Raw genomic sequence first — 19,266 nt, forward strand, 5'->3', positions numbered from 1 at the left:
TTTCTATTGTTTCGTCACAGGTGCAAATTTTGCTAACAAACGTTTAACACCAATCGGGCTTGGGAAGGCAATATCTAATTCTTTTGCATCACCTTCACCTTTTACACTTACAACTGTACCGATTCCCCATTTTTGGTGGGAAGCTTTATCGCCTACTGCCCAGCCAATTTGCTCACCGCCTGTCGTCTTAGCTGCAGGACGCGCGAAAGCTGAACGAGAGCGTGTTGTGGTTGTCATTTTACTGCTACTTGCTGTTCTGCCTTTTGCACCAAACGAATTTTCACGCTTCGGCGCTGTTTCATTTAATGATTCCACTAGTTCTGTCGGGATTTCTGTAATGAAGCGAGACGCAGCGTTCATACTTGTTCTACCAAATAAAGTACGCATTTGCGCATTAGATAAATATAGCTCTTCTTCTGCACGAGTAATACCTACATAAGCAAGACGACGTTCTTCTTGCATTTCATCCTCTTCCATAAGAGAACGAGTATGAGGGAATATCCCTTCCTCTAAACCAACAATAAAGACAACCGGGAACTCTAATCCTTTCGCTGAGTGCATCGTCATTAAGATAACTTCTTCACCAGCAGTTGGGTCTTCATCTACACGATCAATATCAGCAACAAGTGCTAAATCTGTTAAGAATGCAACAAGACTCTTATCTTCGCTTTGAGATTCAAATGTTTGCGTAACAGATAAGAACTCGTCTAAGTTTTCTAAACGACCTTCCGCTTCTAAAGAACGCTCATTTTTCAACATATCGCGATAGCCTGTTTTTTCAATAACTTCTTCTACTAATTCTGTAACAGATAAATACTCTTGCATATTTACCCAGTTGTGTAATAAACTTGCGAATTCTTTTACTGCCTTTGTAATTTTTGCACTTACTCCAACATGCTCAATCTCATCAAATACAGCAGTTAATGAAATTCCGTTTTGCACACCATAATTAATAATTTTATCAATAGAAGTCGCACCAATACCACGCTTTGGCATGTTAATAATACGTGCAAAACTAATTTCATCATCTGGATTACCGATTAAACGTAAGTACGCCAAAATATCTTTAATCTCTTTACGGTCGTAGAACTTCGTACCCCCGACAATTTTGTACGGGATGTTAGATTTAAGGAAAATCTCCTCGACCATACGAGACTGAGCATTCGTACGATATAGTACTGCAAAATCAGTGTATTTTCGTTTCCCCATTTGAAGATCGTCACGAATTTTTTTCACAACAAAATATGCTTCGTCCTTTTCAGTTGCAGCACGATAATACGAAATTTTGCTCCCAACTTGATTGTCCGTCCATAATTTCTTCGGTTTACGATTCGTATTTTTTTCAATAACAGCATTCGCTGCATTTAAAATATTTTGTGACGAACGATAGTTTTGTTCTAACAAAATTACTTGTGCATTCTCATAATCTTTTTCGAATGACAAAATGTTAGAAATATCTGCACCACGCCAGCGATAAATAGACTGGTCAGAGTCACCTACAACGCAAAGATTTTTAAAACGCGCTGCCAAATGTTTAACAAGAAGATATTGCGCTTTATTCGTATCTTGATACTCATCAACGTGAATATATTGGAACTTACGCTGATAAAACTCCAATACTTCTGGAACACGTTCAAATAGCTGAATCGTCGTCATAATTAAATCATCAAAGTCTAATGAATTATTTTTCAAAAGACGTTTTTGATACTCTGTGTATACATCGCTCGTTAATTTTTCATATGGATCAGCCATTGTAATTTTTTTTGCATATTTATCCGCAGATAACAGTTCATTTTTCGCATTACTAATACCCGCTAAAATAGAGCGCGGCTCAAATTTCTTCGGATCAATATTGCGCTCTTTCATAATTTTTTTGACTACCGTTAACTGATCACCTGAATCTAAGATTGTAAAGTTACGATTAATGCCAATACGATCGATATCACGTCGTAAAATACGTACACACATAGAGTGGAACGTCGAAATCCAAATATCTTCTGCTTCTGGTCCCACAAGTGTATCAATACGCTCGCGCATTTCACGAGCTGCTTTATTTGTGAAGGTAATAGCTAATACATTCCATGGTGCTACACCTTTTTCACCAAGCAAATACGCAATACGGTGTGTTAACACACGTGTTTTACCACTACCTGCACCTGCCATTAATAGAAGTGGTCCATTCGTTGTTTGTACTGCTTTTTGTTGCTGTGGATTTAAACCGTTTAATAACTTATCTGTCATACTCATATACGCCTGCACCTACTCTCCTTTTACTGCTTTAACTGTTTTTAACGCCGATTTTATATCATCATAAATAATATTTCCAACAACTACTGTATCAGCATATTGTGCCATTTCTTTCGCCTGTTCTGCATTAGAAATACCGCCGCCATAGTATAACTTAGCTTGTTTCAATTCTGCTTTTACATTTTTAACAAGTTCAACTTCTCCATACGTACCGCTATATTCTAAATAAAATATCGGTAAATGTAATAACTTGTCTGCTAAACGAGCATATGCAATAACGTCATCTTCTGTTAAATCACATTTCGCATCTGTAAGCTGGGCTACTTTCGCTTCTGGATTTAAAACACAATACCCTTCCATAAAAATTTCGTCCCAGTCCATAATATCCCCAAATTCTTTCAATGCCTCATGATGAACACCTGTTACCCATTCTACTTTTCGGCTATTTAACACACTTGGGATGTAATAAAAATCAAATCCTGGTGTAATTGCTTCTACATCAGAGACCTCTAATACACAAGGAACAGCATATCTACGAATGCTAACTAGCATGTGTAATACGTTATCAATTGTAACCCCATCACTTCCGCCTACAATAACCGCATCAGTTCCAGACTCACAAATCATTTCTAAATGTTCATCGCTTAACTCCTTATTTGGATCAAGCTTAAATACATGTTTCCATCCGGAAATATCGTACATGAAAACACCCTTCCTTTTCTCTAGTTATATCTATAGTTCTGTTTAAAATAACAGTTAGTTTTCATCTTGTTTTTTAAATATTTTTCAAAAAGAATGATTTAATTTCATCTTCTTTTTATGCATTCTTTCATTATAACAAAAAAAGCTACTGACACACACGCCCATTCCAACATCTTTTTCAACGTCAAATGTTGGATTACATATCCCCAAAATCACACGGGATACTAATAAGAGAAGTAGTATTCACTATTTCAATTTTCATAAAAAGGAGTGTTTTTCTAATGAAGCAAAACATCGGGACAATAAACGCTCTAATTCGAATTACACTTGGGCTTGTCCTCTTCGGATGTAGTGCAACTAAACTTGTACGCAAGCCATGGTGCACTTGGTCTAACATTTTTCTATGGATTGGTGCAATGAAAGTTGCAGAGGGAATTGTTCGCTTCTGCCCTATTGTTGAAGCGTGGAAGTTTGGAAAATACATGAATATGGGTGCATTTAAAATGCCTAGCATGAATTTTACTGAAAAAGGACATGCTAAAGAAGAAGTGAATCAAACTTCCTCTCATGACAAGCCAAAGTCAAAAGGAAGTTATGACGCTTCTGACAAAGAGATTGAGTCAGCGATTGAAGAAATAATCCTGGCAAAACCGCTTTGAATCATTTGTCACGATGCAAGATGCTCTCAAAGGGACTTAGCTGCTGCAGTGAGCGGTTAAGTCTTCTTTATTTTACCATAAAAACAGAACGTATATTCCCTTTTTAAGCTTAAAATGTATATAAAAGATATCAATCAATAAAATTCAGAAAATTAGGTGCATACCTCTTGCTTAAAATGATATAAAAGTGATATCATTTTTATATCAGGAGGCGATCATATGAAAGAAAAACAAGTATTTTATGTAAATGGTTTTCTCGGTATTATTGGAATTTTGATTTTAGCGGCTATCGGTGTATTTTTCCTTGCACAAGAAATTTTTATAGGAGCAGCACTAACTATTGTATTAGCCGCAATTCTCGCTACGGGTATCGGGATTGTTCAACCAAATCAAGCGAAAGTTATTACGTTCTTTGGTAATTATTTAGGAACAATTCGTCAAAACGGTTTATTTTTAACGATTCCGTTCGCATTCCGTCAAACTGTATCTTTACGTGTTGAAAACTTTAATAGTAAGAAATTAAAAGTAAACGATGTTGAGGGAAATCCGATTGAAATTGCAGCTGTTATCGTATATAAAGTAGTTGATTCTGCAAAAGCAATGTTCGGTGTTGAACATTACGATCGATTTGTAGAAATTCAAAGCGAAACGGCAATCCGCCACGTCGCAACAAAATATCCATATGACAATTTCCAAGATGAAACTTGCATTACGTTACGCGGAAATACTGAAGAAATCTCTGAAGAATTAAAACGTGAGTTAGAGGCACGTCTTGAAATTGCTGGTGTAGAAGTATTGGAAACTCGTTTAACGCATTTAGCTTACGCAACAGAAATTGCCCATGCAATGCTACAACGTCAACAAGCAAAAGCAGTATTAGCTGCTAGAAAAGAAATTGTTGAAGGTGCTGTGAAGATGGCCAAAGATTCAATCCATATGTTAGATGAAGAAGGCGTACTGGAACTCGATGACGAGCGTAAAGCAAATATGGTAAACAACTTATTAGTTGCCATCGTTTCAGATAAAGGTGCGCAACCGGTTATTAATACAGGAAGCCTATACTAAAGGGTTGTAAATCATTATGGCTAAAAAGAAAAGCTTTCCATTACGTATTGATCCTGAATTACACGCAGTCATCGAAAAATGGGCGAATGATGAGTTTCGTAGCGTCAATGCACACATCGAGTATTTACTTCGAGAAATGGCAAAGCAAAAAGGAAAATTGAAAAAAGATAAAGATGCATAAAAAATCCCGCTGAGAAATCAGCGGGATTTTTACATATTAGCTTCTCGTCATCTCATGCCCAATTGCACGATATCCTATATCACTTCGGTAAAATAGACCATCACTCTCAATTTTGCCGATTTCTTTATACACCTTATCTTTCGCTGCTTGTAAACTGTCCGCCTTACAAGCAACAAATAGTACACGGCCGCCATTTGTTACAAAGTCACCATGCTTCATGGCTGTACCTGAATGGAAAACAATTACATCTTCCAGTGCATCTAATCCTTTAATAATGTCACCTTTTTTATATGCTTCCGGATATCCTTTCGAAGCAAGTACAACACCAATTACCGCTTCCTCTGACCACTGTAACGTTAATTCACTTTCATCTAATACCGCGTTACATACATCAACTAAATCATTTTCTAAGCGAGGTAATACTACTTCCGTTTCAGGATCACCAAAGCGTGCATTAAATTCAATTACCTTCGGGCCATCATTTGTTAAAATAAGTCCCGCATATAAAATTCCTGTAAACGAACGGTTTTCTGCAATCATTGCCTTGGCAGTTGGATGTAATACCATTTTTATTGCCTCTTGAACTGCTGATTCTGGAATTTGTGGTACTGGAGAATACGCACCCATTCCGCCTGTATTTGGACCTTTATCACCATCAAAAGCTCGTTTATGATCTTGCGCAATTCCCATCGGATGCACAGTTGTTCCATTTACAAATGCCATTAATGAAAATTCTTGTCCATCTAAAAACTCTTCAATAACGACCTTCTTGCTCGCTTCGCCAAACTTCACATATTGTAGCATCTCTTTCACAGCTTGTAATGCCTCTTCAAGCGTCATTGCTACCGTTACACCTTTACCAGCAGCTAGGCCGTCAGCTTTAATAACGATTGGCGCACCAACTTTTTGAATATACTGTACTGCTTCTTCATAGTCTGTAAAAGTTTCATATGCCGCAGTTGGAATATCATATTTTTTCATCAATTCTTTTGTGAAAGCCTTACTACCTTCAATAACAGCAGCCGCTTTATTTGGGCCAAACACACGAAGTCCCTCTTCTTTAAAGCGATCAACAATTCCATTCATAAGTGAAATTTCTGGTCCAACGAAAGTTAATTCAACCTTATTCTCTTTAGCAAATAAAACTAATGCATCAAAATCATTTTCATCAATATCAACTGGTGTTGCAACATCGCGCATACCTTCATTACCTGGTGCTACATACACCTTTTCTACTTTTTCAGATTGTGCAAACTTCCAAGCTAAAGCATGCTCACGCCCACCGCGGCCAATTACTAAAACATTCATATTTCATCCCCCAATAATTAAATAAGTACAAACTAGAAGCTATGCTCCTAGTTTGCTTTCTCATATCAATAAAAGTTTAAAAGGAGGATCAAGAGAACCGAGCTGGTCTAGGCGCATTTGCCAGGAGGACACGGAGTGTAGCTTTCCTACATGAGTACCGCACTGGCATTGCAACGACGACTTGCGAAGGTTATCTCGACCGGACCTTTTAAACATCCATATCAATAGAAGTTTAAAAAGGAGGATCAAGAGAACCGAGCAGGTCGAGGCGCATTTGACTGGAGGACACGGAATGTAGCTTTCCTACATGAGTACCGCACTGGCAATGCAACGACGACATGCGACAGTTATCTTGACCGGACCTTTTAAACATCCTCTACTAGTGTTTGAAATGACGTACGCCAGTGAACACCATCGTAATCCCATACTTATCCGCCACTTTAATAGAATCTTCGTCACGGATTGATCCGCCTGGTTGAATGATTGCTGTAATCCCTGCTCTTGCTGCTTCTTCTACTGTATCTGGCATTGGGAAGAAAGCATCAGATGCAAGTGCGCTACCTTGTGCTTTTTCACCAGCTTGTGTAATTGCGATTTTTGCAGAACCTACACGGTTCATCTGTCCCGCGCCTACACCAACTGTCATGTTATCATTCGCTAAAACAATTGCGTTTGATTTCACATGTTTTACAACTTTCCAAGCTAGTTTTAAATCTTTCCACTCTTGCTCTGATGGTTCACGTTTTGTCGGAATTGAAATTGTACTTTCATCTAATGATAACGTATCTTCCTCTTGAACGAGAAGACCACCTTGTACAGAAGTTAGTTTTTTGCTTGCACTTGTCGCTTTTTCAATATTTACAGTTAGTAGACGTAAGTTTTTCTTACTTTGCAATACTTCTAAAGCTTCTTTTGAGAAAGAAGGTGCAATAATGATTTCTAAGAAAATTTCGTGTAACTTTTCTGCTGTAGCTTTATCAATTTCACGATTTGCTGCAATAATTCCACCAAAGATTGATACTGGGTCTGCTTCATAAGCGCGTGTGTATGCTTCATGAATATCAGTACCCACTCCAACACCACATGGATTCATATGTTTTACTGCTACTACTGCTGGCTCTGTAAATTCTTTTACAATACTAAGTGCTGCATCTGCATCGTTAATATTGTTGTAAGATAATTCTTTACCGTGTAATTGTTCTGCGTATGCAACAGAAGAAGTTACAGCGAATGGTGCTTTATAGAAGGTTGCTTTTTGATGTGGATTTTCTCCATAGCGTAAATCTTGTTTTTTCTCAAATGTCACTGTTAATGTTTCTGGGCTTTCTTCACCCATTTGCTCTGTTAAGTAGTTAGAGATTAACGCATCATATGCCGCTGTATGACGGAATACTTTCGCTGCTAATTTACGTTTTGTTTCTTCTTTTACTTCACCGTTCTCATTCAGTTCTGCTAATACAACATCGTAATCTACTGGATCTACAATTACCGATACAAATTTATGATTTTTCGCAGCAGAGCGAATCATTGTTGGACCACCGATATCAATATTTTCAATTGCATCAGCAAATGTTACATCAGGCTTAGCGATTGTTTCTTTGAATGGGTATAAGTTCACAACAACAAAATCAATTGGCTGCATACCTAATTCATTCATTTGCGCTACATGCGTTTCATTATCGCGAACTGCTAATAGACCACCATGAATGTTTGGATGTAATGTTTTTACGCGGCCATCCATAATTTCTGGGAACCCAGTTACTTCAGAAATACCGATTACTTGTAAGCCATTTTCTTCTAGTAATTTTTTCGTACCACCTGTTGAGATAACTTCGATCCCTTGTTCTAGTAAACCTTTAACAAATTCTACTACTCCTGTTTTATCTGAAACACTTACTAATGCACGCTTTTTCATTTATCCTTCACCCCTGGTTGTATGTTAGTTAACAGTTGGTTCTTTCACAGATTGAACAATTTGATTCACTGTATTTACGTATAATTTATGTTCAACTTGTTGAATTTTCTTTTGTAAGCTTTCCCTCGTATCCCCTTCAGAAACAACCACTGCTTCTTGCGCAATAATTGGCCCTGTATCCATACCTGCATCTACATAATGAATCGTTACTCCAGTTACTTTCACACCTGCTTCTAACGCTTGACCAACAGCATCTTTCCCTGGAAAACTCGGTAATAGCGATGGATGAATATTAATAATCCTCCCGCCGTAAGCTTCTAGTAGAGTCGGTCCAATTAAACGCATATATCCAGCTAAAATAACATAATCAATTTCATACTCTTCTAGCTTCTTTAATATTTCTTTTTCAAATGCTTCTTTTGACTCATATGCTTTCGCTGAAAAAGCGAAACATGGAATATGATGATAATGTGCCCGTCCAACAGCACGTGCTTCTGGTTTATCACATACTAATAAACTAATATCTGCGTCTAATCTATTTTCTTCCACCGCATTGATGAGAGATTGAAAGTTAGAGCCGCTTCCAGAAGCAAAAACTGCTAATCTACTCATAGTGCTGTGCCCCCATTGAAGGTAACGCCAGTCCCTTGTACAGTACGTCCAATAATACGAGCTGTTTCTCCTTGCTCTTCAAGAAGACGAACAATATCTTTTGCCTCTTCTTCCTTCACTGCTACTACCATACCAATACCCATGTTAAAAATATTGAACATTTCTTTCTCTTCTAGTTTTCCCACTTCTTGAAGTAAACTGAAGATCGGTTGAATTTTCCAAGATCCTAATTCAATTTCTGCACCGATTCCTTCTGGTAACATACGTGGAATATTTTCAATGAATCCGCCACCTGTAATATGCGCCATACCGTATACTTCATATTTCTTCAATAGTTCTAAAATAGGTTTGACATAAATTTTCGTTGGTTTTAATAATTCTTCACCAAGAGGTAGTTCTAAGCGTCCGTAAATGCGATCTAAAGATAGTTCTCCATCTTCTAGTAATACTTTTCGTACTAAAGAATAACCATTACTATGAATACCGCTAGATGCTAAGCCAATTAATACTTGACCAGCTTCAATTTTTTCACCTGTTACAATTTTCTTTTTATCAACAATTCCAACTGTAAAACCAGCTAAATCATATTCTTCCGTAGAATACATTCCTGGCATTTCAGCTGTTTCTCCACCGATTAATGCACAACCAGCTTGGCGACAGCCCTCTGATATACCTTTGACGATGTTTTCAATTTTACTAGGTTCAGCTTTACCACAAGCAATATAATCAAGGAAGAAAAGCGGCTCTGCTCCTTGGACAACAATATCATTTACACACATTGCTACTGCATCAATACCAATTGTGTCATGTTTATCTGCCATAAAAGCGAGCATCAATTTCGTTCCCACGCCATCTGTTCCAGATACTAATACAGGTTCTTCTAATGCAAATTTTGATAGATCAAACATACCTCCAAAACCGCCTAAACCGCCTAGTACTTCTTTTCTCATAGTTGTTTGTACGTGTTTTTTCATGCGAGATACCGCTTCATATCCAGCTTCAATATCTACTCCTGCTTGCTTATATGCATTCGCCATCGTTATTTACACCTCGTCTTTTAATTTCTCCCCATCCAGGGCGGGCTATTTTAAGAAAGGAGCTAGCTTCTACATCAAAAGAAGTAGAAGCTTTTTTCACTTTTCTTATTTCATACTTTCTAAAAGCTCTTGCTCATAATCATAAAGAGCTGTTGGATAGTCCCCATTAAAATAAGCCATACATAGACCGCCATATTTCCCTTCATATGGACGCCCAATTGCATCTACTAATCCATCTTCGCTTAAAAATGTTAAAGAATCTGCTCCGATCATTTCACGGATTTCTTCTACTGTATTATTTGCTGCAATTAATTCTTTTCTCGTTTGAATATCAATGCCATAAAAACATGGATACTTAAGAGGTGGTGAAGCGATTCTTACGTGAACTTCTGTCGCTCCAGCTTCACGAAGCATACGAACAATTCGTTTACTTGTCGTTCCTCTTACGATAGAATCGTCAATCATAACAACTCGTTTCCCTTCCACTACACCTCTTACTGCTGAAAGCTTCATCTTAACCCCTTGCTCACGCAGTTCTTGAGAAGGCTGAATAAAAGTACGTCCAACGTAACGATTTTTAATTAATCCTAATTCATACGGAATGCCTGTTGCCTCCGCATAGCCAATCGCTGCTGAAATACTAGAGTCTGGTACACCAGTAACAACATCCGCTTCAATAGGAGCTTCCGCTGCTAAACGTTTTCCCATATTTTTACGCGCTGCATGAACGTTAACACCAGCAATATTAGAATCTGGTCGTGCAAAGTAAATGTATTCCATACTACAAATCGCATGTTCTACATCGTTTGTAAAACGATCTACGTGAATTCCTTCATCATTAATGATAAGTAATTCACCAGGTTCTACATCGCGAATGTATGTTGCACCTACTACATCAAAAGCACATGTTTCAGATGCTACAACGTAAGCATCCCCCATCTTTCCAATTGAAAGCGGACGGAATCCATTTGGATCTAACGCAACGATCATTTCATTTCCAGTTAGTAAAAGATACGCAAACGCACCTTTCACTTTATTCAGAGCCTCTTTTACACTTTCAATTAAAGAGTCTTTCGTACTACGTTTAATAAGATGTAAAAGTACTTCTGTGTCTGAACTTGTTTGAAAAATACTTCCCTCTGCCTCTAATTCACGGCGAAGCATTTTTGCATTAATTAAATTCCCGTTATGAGCTAGCGCCATACTATGATCAGAAAAACGGAACAACAATGGTTGAACGTTAGCAACTTCACTTCCACCAGCTGTTGCATATCGTACATGTCCGATTGCTGATTTTCCATTTAATCCTTCTAGCTCGCCTCTTGAAAACACTTCTGATATTAAACCTAACCCCTTGTGACCGACAATTTTCTCACCATTATTTACGACAATGCCTGCGCCTTCTTGTCCACGGTGCTGTAAACTGTGCAATCCGTAGTATGAAACTTGTGCTGCATTTTCATGCCCCCAAATTCCGAAAACGCCACATTCTTCGTTTAACCCCTTTATTTCAGCAAGCATGGGATTGCCCCTTTCCAAGCCTTTCTCATTTCATCTACATTTGCTGTAAGTAATACTTCATTTTCTTCATTATGAATTGTTACTTCATTTGTACTTGTTACTTCTCCAACTTGGATTGCTTCTACCGCTTTCTCAAACGCCTCTTTATTTTCACGTTTTACAGTAATCACGAAGCGAGACTGTGATTCAGCGAATAATGCTGCTGTTGCTTCTCCATCTAATTTCACAGTAGCACCTAAGCCTTTAGCACCAATTGCACTTTCTGAAATCGCAACTGCTAAACCACCCTCAGCAACATCATGTGCAGATTGAACAAGACCAGCTTGAATTGCTTCTAATACTTGTTTTTGGCGTTTTAATTCTACATCTAAATCGATACTTGGTGATTGCCCGAAGATTTTACCGTGAATCATTTTCTGTAATTCACTTCCGCCAAACTCAGCTTTCGTCTCACCGATTACATAAACTAAATCGCCAGCTTGCTTAAACTCTTGTGTTGTTACATGTTTTAAGTCATGTACAAGTCCGACCATCCCAACAGTTGGTGTTGGATATACAGCTTCGCCACTACGCTCGTTATACATCGATACGTTTCCGCCGATAACTGGTGTTTGTAATGTGCGACAAGCTTCACTCATACCGTCTACTGATTTCTCAATCTGCCAGAAAATCTCTGGTTTTTCTGGGTTACCGAAGTTTAAGCAATCTGTAATTGCAAGTGGCTCCCCGCCAGAACATACGATATTTCGCGCTGCCTCTGCTACTGCAATTTTACCGCCCATTTCTGGATCTAGATAAATGTAGCGAGAGTTACAATCTGTCGTCATTGCTAATCCTTTTTCTGTACCGCGTACACGTACAACTGCAGCATCTGAACCTGGTGTCACAACTGTACTTGTGCGAACTTGGTAATCGTATTGATCGTATACCCACTCTTTACTTGCAATTGTTGGTTGCTGTAATAGAGCGAATAACGCTTCTTTATAATTTTCTACTTTTGGCGTTTCCATTTTCATTGCTTGGAATTCAGCAAAGTATGCTGCTTCTTTTGATGGCTTATGATAAATTGGTGCTTCTTCTGCTAAAGCATCTGCTGGAACTTCAGCTACCTTTTCACCTTTATGGAATAAACGAAGCATTTTATCTTCTGTTACTTTCCCCATCGTAACTGCTGCAAGACCATACTTCTCAAATAAATCTACTATTTCTTGTTCTCTACCTTTTTTCACAACAATTAACATACGCTCTTGTGATTCAGATAGCATCATTTCATATGGTGTCATTCCTGTTTCACGCTGTGGTACATCATCTAAGTACATTTCAATACCCATTCCTGCTTTACTTGCCATTTCTGCAGAAGATGATGTTAAACCAGCCGCACCCATATCTTGAATTCCAACAAGTGCATCAGATTGAATTAATTCTAAACACGCTTCAATAAGAAGTTTCTCCATAAATGGATCCCCTACTTGAACCGCTGGACGTTTCGCTTCTGAACTTTCAGATAGTTCTTCCGACGCGAATGTTGCACCGTGAATACCGTCACGACCAGTTGATGCTCCTACGTACATTACTGTGTTACCAGCACCGTGCGCTTGCCCTTTTTTAATGTCTTCGTGGTTAATCAAACCTACGCACATTGCATTTACAAGTGGATTTCCTTCGTAACATGGATCAAATTGTACTTCGCCGCCAACAGTCGGAATACCGATGCAGTTACCGTATCCTGCAATTCCTGCTACTACTTCTTCGAATAAATATTTCACACGTGGTGACTGTAATTCACCGAAACGAAGTGAGTTTAATAGAGCTACCGGACGTGCTCCCATAGAGAATACGTCACGAATAATACCACCAACACCTGTTGCAGCTCCTTGATATGGTTCAATAGCTGAAGGATGGTTATGACTTTCCATTTTAAATACAACTGCTTGATTATCACCTATATCTACAATTCCAGCACCTTCTCCAGGTCCTTGCAGAACACGCTCACCTGTCGTTGGAAACTTACGAAGAACTGGTTTTGAATTTTTATAACTACAATGTTCAGACCACATTACAGAGAATAATCCTGTTTCTGTATAATTTGGCAGACGACCTAAAATCCTTTCAACCATGGCAAACTCTTCGTCTGTTAGCCCCATTTCCGCATATATACGCTCTTCTTTAATTTGTGTTGGATTTGGTTCAAGCATTAACGACATATGTTTCCCTCCACTGTTTTAAGATAGATTGAAAGACTTTTAACCCTTCAGCACCGCCAAGTAATTCATCTACAGCACGCTCTGGATGTGGCATCATACCAAGTACATTTCCTTTTTCGTTTACAATACCAGCAATATCTGAAACGCTACCGTTAGGATTTTCTACGTAACGGAATGCGATTTGATTATTCTCTTCTAATTGTTTAAGAGTCTCTTCGTCACAATAGTAATTCCCCTCACCATGAGCGATTGGAATATTGATTATTTCATTTTTTTCATATTGTGATGTAAACATCGTTTCATTATTTTCAACACGCAACTGAACAGTGCGACACATAAATTTTAAGTTTTCGTTTCTCATTAACGCTCCTGGTAGTAATCCTGATTCAACAAGAATCTGGAATCCATTACATACACCTAAAATCGGCTTTCCTTGCTCAGCAGCTTTTTGCACTGCTTTCATTGCATTAGCAAAGCGAGAAATAGCACCGCAGCGTAAGTAGTCACCATAAGAAAATCCACCTGGTAGTAGAATTGCATCATATTCATCTAAATTCTCTGTATCGTGCCAAACGTAATCTACTTCTTCGCCAAGCTCATCTTTAATTGCATGGAACATATCGACATCACAGTTCGAACCCGGAAATACTATTACGGCAAATTTCACTGTGCGACAACCTCCTCAACTTCATAACGGAAGTCTTCCATTACAACGTTCGCTAATAGTTTTTCACACATTTCTTTTACCTTGCTATCTAAATCAGATACAGATTTATCAATTGTTAGTTCCATGTACTTTCCGATTCGAACGTCTTGTACTTCTGTAAATGAAAGACTATGAAGTGCTCCTTTTACTGCTGTTCCTTGTGGATCTAATACGCTTTCTCTTAATGTTACATATACCTTAACTTTATACATGTGAAATTCCCCCTAAACGTTTTAAAATCTCTTCATAAGCTTCTGTTAAATTTCCAAGATCACGACGGAATACGTCTTTATCAAACTTTTCATTGCTCGTTTCATCCCATAAACGGCAAGTATCTGGTGAAATTTCATCCGCTAAAATGATTTCTCCTTCTTCCGTTACACCAAACTCTAATTTGAAATCTACTAATCTTACACGACAGCTTGCGAAATGATCAATCAACACTTGATTGATTTGTAGAGCCATATCTCGTAATACACTTACTTGCTCTGGCGATGCAACGTTTAATACACGAATATGATCTTCCGTTACAAGCGGATCTCCTAAATCATCATCTTTGAAGTAAAATTCTACGATTGGTTCTGCAAGTACAGTTCCCTCTTCCATTCCTAATCGTTTTGAAAGACTTCCTGCAATTACATTTCTTGTGACAACTTCTAAAGGAATAATACTCACTTTTTTAACAAGTTGTTCTGTTTCAGATAACTTCTCAACAAAATGTGTTTTAATTCCCACTTCTTGTAACTTTCTGAACAATAAAGTTGTAATTTCATTGTTCAAACGACCTTTTCCTGTAATCGTCTCTTTTTTCTCCCCATTGAAAGCAGTCGCACTATCTTTGTACTCTACCCAAACCATATCTGCTGATTCTGTACGATAAATTCTTTTTGCCTTACCTTCATACAGCAATTCTAGCTTTTGCATTTCGCAAGCCCCCTGTAGTTTGAAAAATGTGAATAATGTTTTTATAAATAATGGCACAGAATGACTCTATTCTGTGCCATATGAAATTTTACGCTTCGTTTAATCCAAGGCGTTCAAAGATTGTATCAACGTGTTGCATGTGATGCTCATAGTTGAAGCATTCATTAATTTCTTCTTGTGTTAACTTGCTTGTAATACGCTCATCAGCTTCTACAAGCTCTTTAAATTGTACTTGTGTTTCCCAAGCTTCCATCGCTTTAGGCTGTACGATATCATAAGCTTCTTCACGTACCATACCTTTGTCGATTAGTGTAAGCATTACGCGCTGAGAATAAATTAAGCCGTATGTTCTTGTCATATTGCGTTTCATATTCTCTGGGTATACAGTTAAGTTTTTAACGATATTACCAAAGCGATTTAACATGTAATTTAACGCGATTGTAGCATCTGGTAAAATTACGCGTTCTGCTGAAGAGTGAGAAATATCACGCTCATGCCATAATGGAACATTCTCATAAGCTGTCATCATATAACCGCGGATAACACGAGCTAAACCAGTCATATTTTCAGATCCAATTGGATTACGCTTATGCGGCATTGCAGAAGAACCTTTTTGACCTTTTGCGAAAGCTTCTTCAACTTCACGTGTTTCACTCTTTTGTAAACCACGAATCTCAACTGCCATCTTTTCGATAGATGTTGCGATTAGTGCAAGTGTTGACATGTAATGAGCATGGCGATCACGTTGCAATGTTTGTGTTGAAATTGGTGCTGCTTCTAATCCTAAGTTTTCACAAACATACTTTTCTACGAATGGATCGATATTTGCATATGTACCAACCGCACCAGATAATTTACCAACGCGAACTGTATCAGCTGCTTGCTTGAAACGCTCTACGTTACGTTTCATTTCTTCATACCAAAGACCAAGTTTTAAACCAAATGTTGTTGGTTCTGCATGAACACCGTGTGTTCTTCCCATCATGATTGTGTATTTATGCTCTTTCGCTTTGTTAGCTAAAATGCTTACAAAGTTCTCTAAGTCTTTTAATATGATTTCATTCGCTTGTTTTAAGATGTAAGATAATGCTGTATCTACTACGTCTGTAGATGTTAAACCGTAATGAACCCATTTACGTTCTTCGCCTAATGTCGGCGTTTCTGATACAGCACGAGTGAATGCAACTACGTCATGACGTGTTTCTTTTTCAATTTCATAAATACGATCAATATCAAATGATGCATGTTCACGAATTTTTTTAACATCTTCTTTTGGAATGTCGCCAAGCTCAGCCCATGCTTCACAAGCTAAAATCTCAACTTCTAACCACGCTTTAAATTTGTTCTCTTCCGTCCAAATCGCACCCATTTCAGGGCGTGTATAACGACTAATCATCTTTTTCCCTCCAACAGTTGTTCTTGATGGTCCCAAATATGCAAACTCTTCGCTTTTTCTAGAGCAACTTCAATATTATCATTTAAAATATTAACATGCCCCATTTTTCGCTGTGCTTTTGCTTCTTCTTTTCCATACAAGTGTAAATAGCACCCGGTTAGTCTATTCACTTGTCTTAGGACCCCTTCTATATGTTCGCCTAAAATGTTTACCATGACAACTGGTTTTAACAAATTTGTTTCTCCTAGAGGTAAATTACAGATTGCTCGAATATGTTGACCAAATTGGCTCGTTTCACATGCATCCTGTGTGTAGTGTCCTGAATTGTGAGGTCTTGGTGCTAATTCATTAATGTAAATCTCACCATTAGCTGTAGCAAACATCTCTACAGCTAGTGTTCCCACAAGTTTTAATTCATCCGCAAGTACCTTTGCATAAGCAATTGCTTTTTGAGAAAGCTCTTCTGTAATACGAGCTGGAACGATAGATTCATGCAAAATGTTATTTACATGAATATTTTCCGCTACTGGAAACACTTTCGTTTCACCACTTACACTACGAATCACAATAACAGATACTTCTTTTTCAAAAGGCACCCATTTCTCTAAAATACACTCTGCTTTATCCACAAGATTTCTTGCTGTCTCAACATCAGCCTCACTTCTTAAAACAACTTGCCCTTTCCCATCATATCCACCTGTCGTCGTTTTTAAGACGGAAGGGAATGATAACTCAGCAATTGCTTCTGTAAGCTGATCTTGATTTTGAACTAATCTATACGTTGCTACTGGTAACCCAGCCTTCTCAATTCCATTCTTTTCTGTAAAACGATTTTGCGTTTTATTTAACAACTGACTACCTTGTGGCAAGTAAGCATGTTTTTCAAGCCATTGTAAACATCTATAATCAATATTCTCAAATTCATATGTGACAACATCACTTATCTCTGCTAAATGCTGAATTGCCTTTAAATCGTCATACGGTGCAACGATTTCAATATCAGCAACTTGTGCACATGGTGAATGCTTTGTAGGATCTAAAACAGCAATTTTATATCCCATCTCCTTGGCTGCCAATGCCATCATTCTTCCTAGCTGGCCGCCTCCAATAATGCCGATTGTTTTTCCAGGTAAAATGATTCTCGTCATACTAGCTCACTACCTTCGCGCACATCTTTTTCAATCGTTTCTCGTCTCAATTCTAATGCATCATGTATATCATCATGGAATGATCCAAGTATTTGTGCAGCAAGTAATCCAGCATTCGTTGAACCGGCTTTACCAATTGCAACAGTTGCAACTGGAACCCCCCCTGGCATTTGGACGATGGATAATAATGAATCTAAGCCGTTTAATGCTTTTGATTGAACTGGAACTCCAATTACAGGAAGATTTGTCTTCGCTGCAACCATTCCTGGTAAATGTGCTGCTCCACCAGCTCCAGCAATAATAACCTTCAATCCACGTTCACGAGCCGTCTCTGCATATTCAAACATATAATCCGGAGTCCGATGAGCGGATACAACCTTTTTCTCATACGGTATATTTAATTCATCTAAAATGTCACAAGCATATTTCATTGTTTCCCAGTCTGACGTACTTCCCATTATGACTCCAACTAGTGATTTCATATTAGAATCCCCCCCGATTCAAATAAAAAAAGCCTGAAATAGAACAGTTTCTCTTTTACTATGAGAGAAAGCGCTCTACTCAGGCATACGTATCCCTTGTGAATAGAAAAATACCGAGTGACTTTCCCTCATAGTCTAACGAATAACGGTCGTTAGGTAGAGACTTGCAGGCCATATCCCCGCGATTATATGAGGTCTTATATTATTGTTTCTATGGCTATATTAACAATATTTCATAAACGATGTCAATAAATAATCGAATGTTTTTTTATTAGTAGTCAATAACGTTCGTGTTTTAGTTATATTCAAAAGAAGAATTGCAACTATATGCAAGAAGAAAAGGGAATTAGAATATATATTTCTAGAGATCTATTTACTTATAATCGTTTATATAGTACTTCAGTATGTTTTAAATCAAAATATGTACACTCTTGTATTCTACACATCAATAGAACTTTTATTATAACGATTTAATTTCTAAGGAGGATAAACATGAAAGAAAGAACTACGCTATTATCCTATTTATTTTTTCTATCGCAGTAATTGTTGTAATTATTGAATACTTATTTATAGCATCTCATTATTTAAAATATATACTTATGATAGAAATAATGTGTCCTATTTTAAAAGTCTCTATTTCATTCTTTTTTCGTCTTTAGCGTTATTAAATTTATGGATTATAACATTCGGTAAATAAAAATAAACACAAAAAAACCTAAGTCGAAACGACTTAGGTTTTTGCTTGGCGACGTCCTACTCTCACAGGGACAAGGTCCCAACTACCATCGGCGCTAGAGAGCTTAACTTCCGTGTTCGGTATGGGAACGGGTGTGACCTCTCTGCCATCATCACCAAACTATGAAGGCATATTCCTTCAAAACTAGATAACATTTGCTACATATTATATGGTTAAGTCCTCGATCTATTAGTATTCGTCAGCTCCACATGTCACCATGCTTCCACCTCGAACCTATCAACCTGATCATCTTTCAGGGATCTTACTAGCTTACGCTATGGGAAATCTCATCTTGAGGGGGGCTTCATGCTTAGATGCTTTCAGCACTTATCCCTTCCGCACATAGCTACCCAGCTATGCCCTTGGCAGAACAACTGGTACACCAGCGGTGCGTCCATCCCGGTCCTCTCGTACTAAGGACAG

Annotated in this window: 17 protein-coding genes, 2 rRNA genes, 1 pseudogene and 1 riboswitch (1 of these 21 only partly in view); of the genes and pseudogenes, 4 read left to right on the forward strand and 16 right to left on the reverse strand. The window is 38.0% G+C overall.

The annotated features are described in order from the left end of the window. Nucleotides 1-3: 3 nt before the first annotated feature. Complete coding sequence (pcrA, locus tag MHI28_RS16145) at nucleotides 4-2,247, reverse strand: DNA helicase PcrA (protein ID WP_340828078.1); 2,244 nt, start codon at nucleotides 2,245-2,247, stop codon at nucleotides 4-6. Between the two features lie 12 nt (nucleotides 2,248-2,259). Then, nucleotides 2,260-2,949: a heptaprenylglyceryl phosphate synthase gene (locus MHI28_RS16150; RefSeq protein WP_000272084.1), complete on the reverse strand. Its 690-nt coding sequence runs from the start codon at nucleotides 2,947-2,949 to the stop codon at nucleotides 2,260-2,262. Nucleotides 2,950-3,230: 281 nt separating this feature from the next. Here MHI28_RS16150 and MHI28_RS16155 point away from each other — a divergent pair, with 281 nt between their 5' ends. The 3 genes from MHI28_RS16155 (at nucleotide 3,231) to MHI28_RS16165 (ending at nucleotide 4,854) form a co-directional block, all read left to right on the forward strand. Then, nucleotides 3,231-3,608, forward strand: coding sequence for a YgaP family membrane protein (locus MHI28_RS16155; RefSeq protein WP_000812342.1), 378 nt, complete (start codon nucleotides 3,231-3,233; stop codon nucleotides 3,606-3,608). A 219-nt stretch (nucleotides 3,609-3,827) separates the two neighbouring features. Beyond that, nucleotides 3,828-4,673, forward strand: a complete 846-nt coding sequence (locus tag MHI28_RS16160) for an SPFH domain-containing protein (protein ID WP_000660674.1) — start codon at nucleotides 3,828-3,830, stop codon at nucleotides 4,671-4,673. 16 nt (nucleotides 4,674-4,689) lie between these two features. Continuing rightward, nucleotides 4,690-4,854, forward strand: a complete 165-nt coding sequence (locus tag MHI28_RS16165) for a toxin-antitoxin system HicB family antitoxin (RefSeq protein WP_001085171.1) — start codon at nucleotides 4,690-4,692, stop codon at nucleotides 4,852-4,854. Between the two features lie 36 nt (nucleotides 4,855-4,890). On the opposite strand, the gene purD is transcribed toward MHI28_RS16165, so the two are convergent. From purD to purE, 12 genes are all read right to left on the reverse strand, one after another. Beyond that, on the reverse strand, nucleotides 4,891-6,162 hold the full coding sequence (gene purD / locus MHI28_RS16170; RefSeq protein WP_340828079.1) for a phosphoribosylamine--glycine ligase: 1,272 nt from the start codon (nucleotides 6,160-6,162) through the stop codon (nucleotides 4,891-4,893). A gap of 379 nt (nucleotides 6,163-6,541) precedes the next feature. Then, complete coding sequence (gene purH / locus MHI28_RS16175) at nucleotides 6,542-8,077, reverse strand: bifunctional phosphoribosylaminoimidazolecarboxamide formyltransferase/IMP cyclohydrolase (RefSeq protein ID WP_000745432.1); 1,536 nt, start codon at nucleotides 8,075-8,077, stop codon at nucleotides 6,542-6,544. 24 nt (nucleotides 8,078-8,101) lie between these two features. Next, nucleotides 8,102-8,689, reverse strand: a complete 588-nt coding sequence (purN, locus tag MHI28_RS16180; protein WP_000088568.1) for a phosphoribosylglycinamide formyltransferase — start codon at nucleotides 8,687-8,689, stop codon at nucleotides 8,102-8,104. Then, on the reverse strand, nucleotides 8,686-9,726 hold the full coding sequence (gene purM, locus MHI28_RS16185) for a phosphoribosylformylglycinamidine cyclo-ligase (RefSeq protein WP_001262447.1): 1,041 nt from the start codon (nucleotides 9,724-9,726) through the stop codon (nucleotides 8,686-8,688). Before purM ends, purN begins: the two co-directional genes overlap by 4 nt. 105 nt (nucleotides 9,727-9,831) lie before the next feature. Next, nucleotides 9,832-11,247 (reverse strand): amidophosphoribosyltransferase, encoded by a 1,416-nt coding sequence (gene purF, locus MHI28_RS16190; protein ID WP_000879026.1) that lies wholly within the window; start codon nucleotides 11,245-11,247, stop codon nucleotides 9,832-9,834. Continuing rightward, nucleotides 11,232-13,451, reverse strand: a complete 2,220-nt coding sequence (gene purL, locus MHI28_RS16195) for a phosphoribosylformylglycinamidine synthase II (protein WP_000055594.1) — start codon at nucleotides 13,449-13,451, stop codon at nucleotides 11,232-11,234. Before purL ends, purF begins: the two co-directional genes overlap by 16 nt. Continuing rightward, nucleotides 13,435-14,118 (reverse strand): phosphoribosylformylglycinamidine synthase subunit PurQ, encoded by a 684-nt coding sequence (purQ, locus tag MHI28_RS16200; RefSeq protein WP_000666782.1) that lies wholly within the window; start codon nucleotides 14,116-14,118, stop codon nucleotides 13,435-13,437. Before purQ ends, purL begins: the two co-directional genes overlap by 17 nt. Next, nucleotides 14,115-14,369, reverse strand: coding sequence for a phosphoribosylformylglycinamidine synthase subunit PurS (gene purS / locus MHI28_RS16205; protein ID WP_000278823.1), 255 nt, complete (start codon nucleotides 14,367-14,369; stop codon nucleotides 14,115-14,117). Before purS ends, purQ begins: the two co-directional genes overlap by 4 nt. Continuing rightward, nucleotides 14,362-15,081, reverse strand: coding sequence for a phosphoribosylaminoimidazolesuccinocarboxamide synthase (purC, locus tag MHI28_RS16210; protein WP_001170545.1), 720 nt, complete (start codon nucleotides 15,079-15,081; stop codon nucleotides 14,362-14,364). Before purC ends, purS begins: the two co-directional genes overlap by 8 nt. Nucleotides 15,082-15,169: 88 nt before the next feature. After that, nucleotides 15,170-16,477, reverse strand: a complete 1,308-nt coding sequence (gene purB, locus MHI28_RS16215) for an adenylosuccinate lyase (protein WP_000625687.1) — start codon at nucleotides 16,475-16,477, stop codon at nucleotides 15,170-15,172. Beyond that, complete coding sequence (gene purK, locus MHI28_RS16220; RefSeq protein ID WP_000196768.1) at nucleotides 16,474-17,625, reverse strand: 5-(carboxyamino)imidazole ribonucleotide synthase; 1,152 nt, start codon at nucleotides 17,623-17,625, stop codon at nucleotides 16,474-16,476. Before purK ends, purB begins: the two co-directional genes overlap by 4 nt. After that, nucleotides 17,622-18,107: a 5-(carboxyamino)imidazole ribonucleotide mutase gene (purE, locus tag MHI28_RS16225; RefSeq protein WP_075312044.1), complete on the reverse strand. Its 486-nt coding sequence runs from the start codon at nucleotides 18,105-18,107 to the stop codon at nucleotides 17,622-17,624. Before purE ends, purK begins: the two co-directional genes overlap by 4 nt. A gap of 111 nt (nucleotides 18,108-18,218) precedes the next feature. Beyond that, nucleotides 18,219-18,320: riboswitch (purine riboswitch) on the reverse strand. A 279-nt stretch (nucleotides 18,321-18,599) separates the two neighbouring features. On the opposite strand from purE, the pseudogene MHI28_RS16230 reads away from it, so the two are divergent. Then, nucleotides 18,600-18,804 (forward strand): annotated as a pseudogene (locus tag MHI28_RS16230) (hypothetical protein). 43 nt (nucleotides 18,805-18,847) lie between these two features. On the opposite strand, the gene rrf reads toward MHI28_RS16230, so the two are convergent. Together rrf and MHI28_RS16240 are read right to left on the reverse strand one after the other, a co-directional pair. Then, nucleotides 18,848-18,963, reverse strand: a 5S ribosomal RNA gene (gene rrf / locus MHI28_RS16235). Nucleotides 18,964-19,012: 49 nt separating this feature from the next. Beyond that, nucleotides 19,013-19,266: ribosomal RNA gene (locus tag MHI28_RS16240) — 23S ribosomal RNA — on the reverse strand; it runs 2,668 nt beyond the window's last position.

It is taken from the genome of Bacillus sp. FSL K6-0268, from assembly GCF_038005425.1.
GTDB lineage: Bacteria > Bacillota > Bacilli > Bacillales > Bacillaceae_G > Bacillus_A > Bacillus_A thuringiensis_S.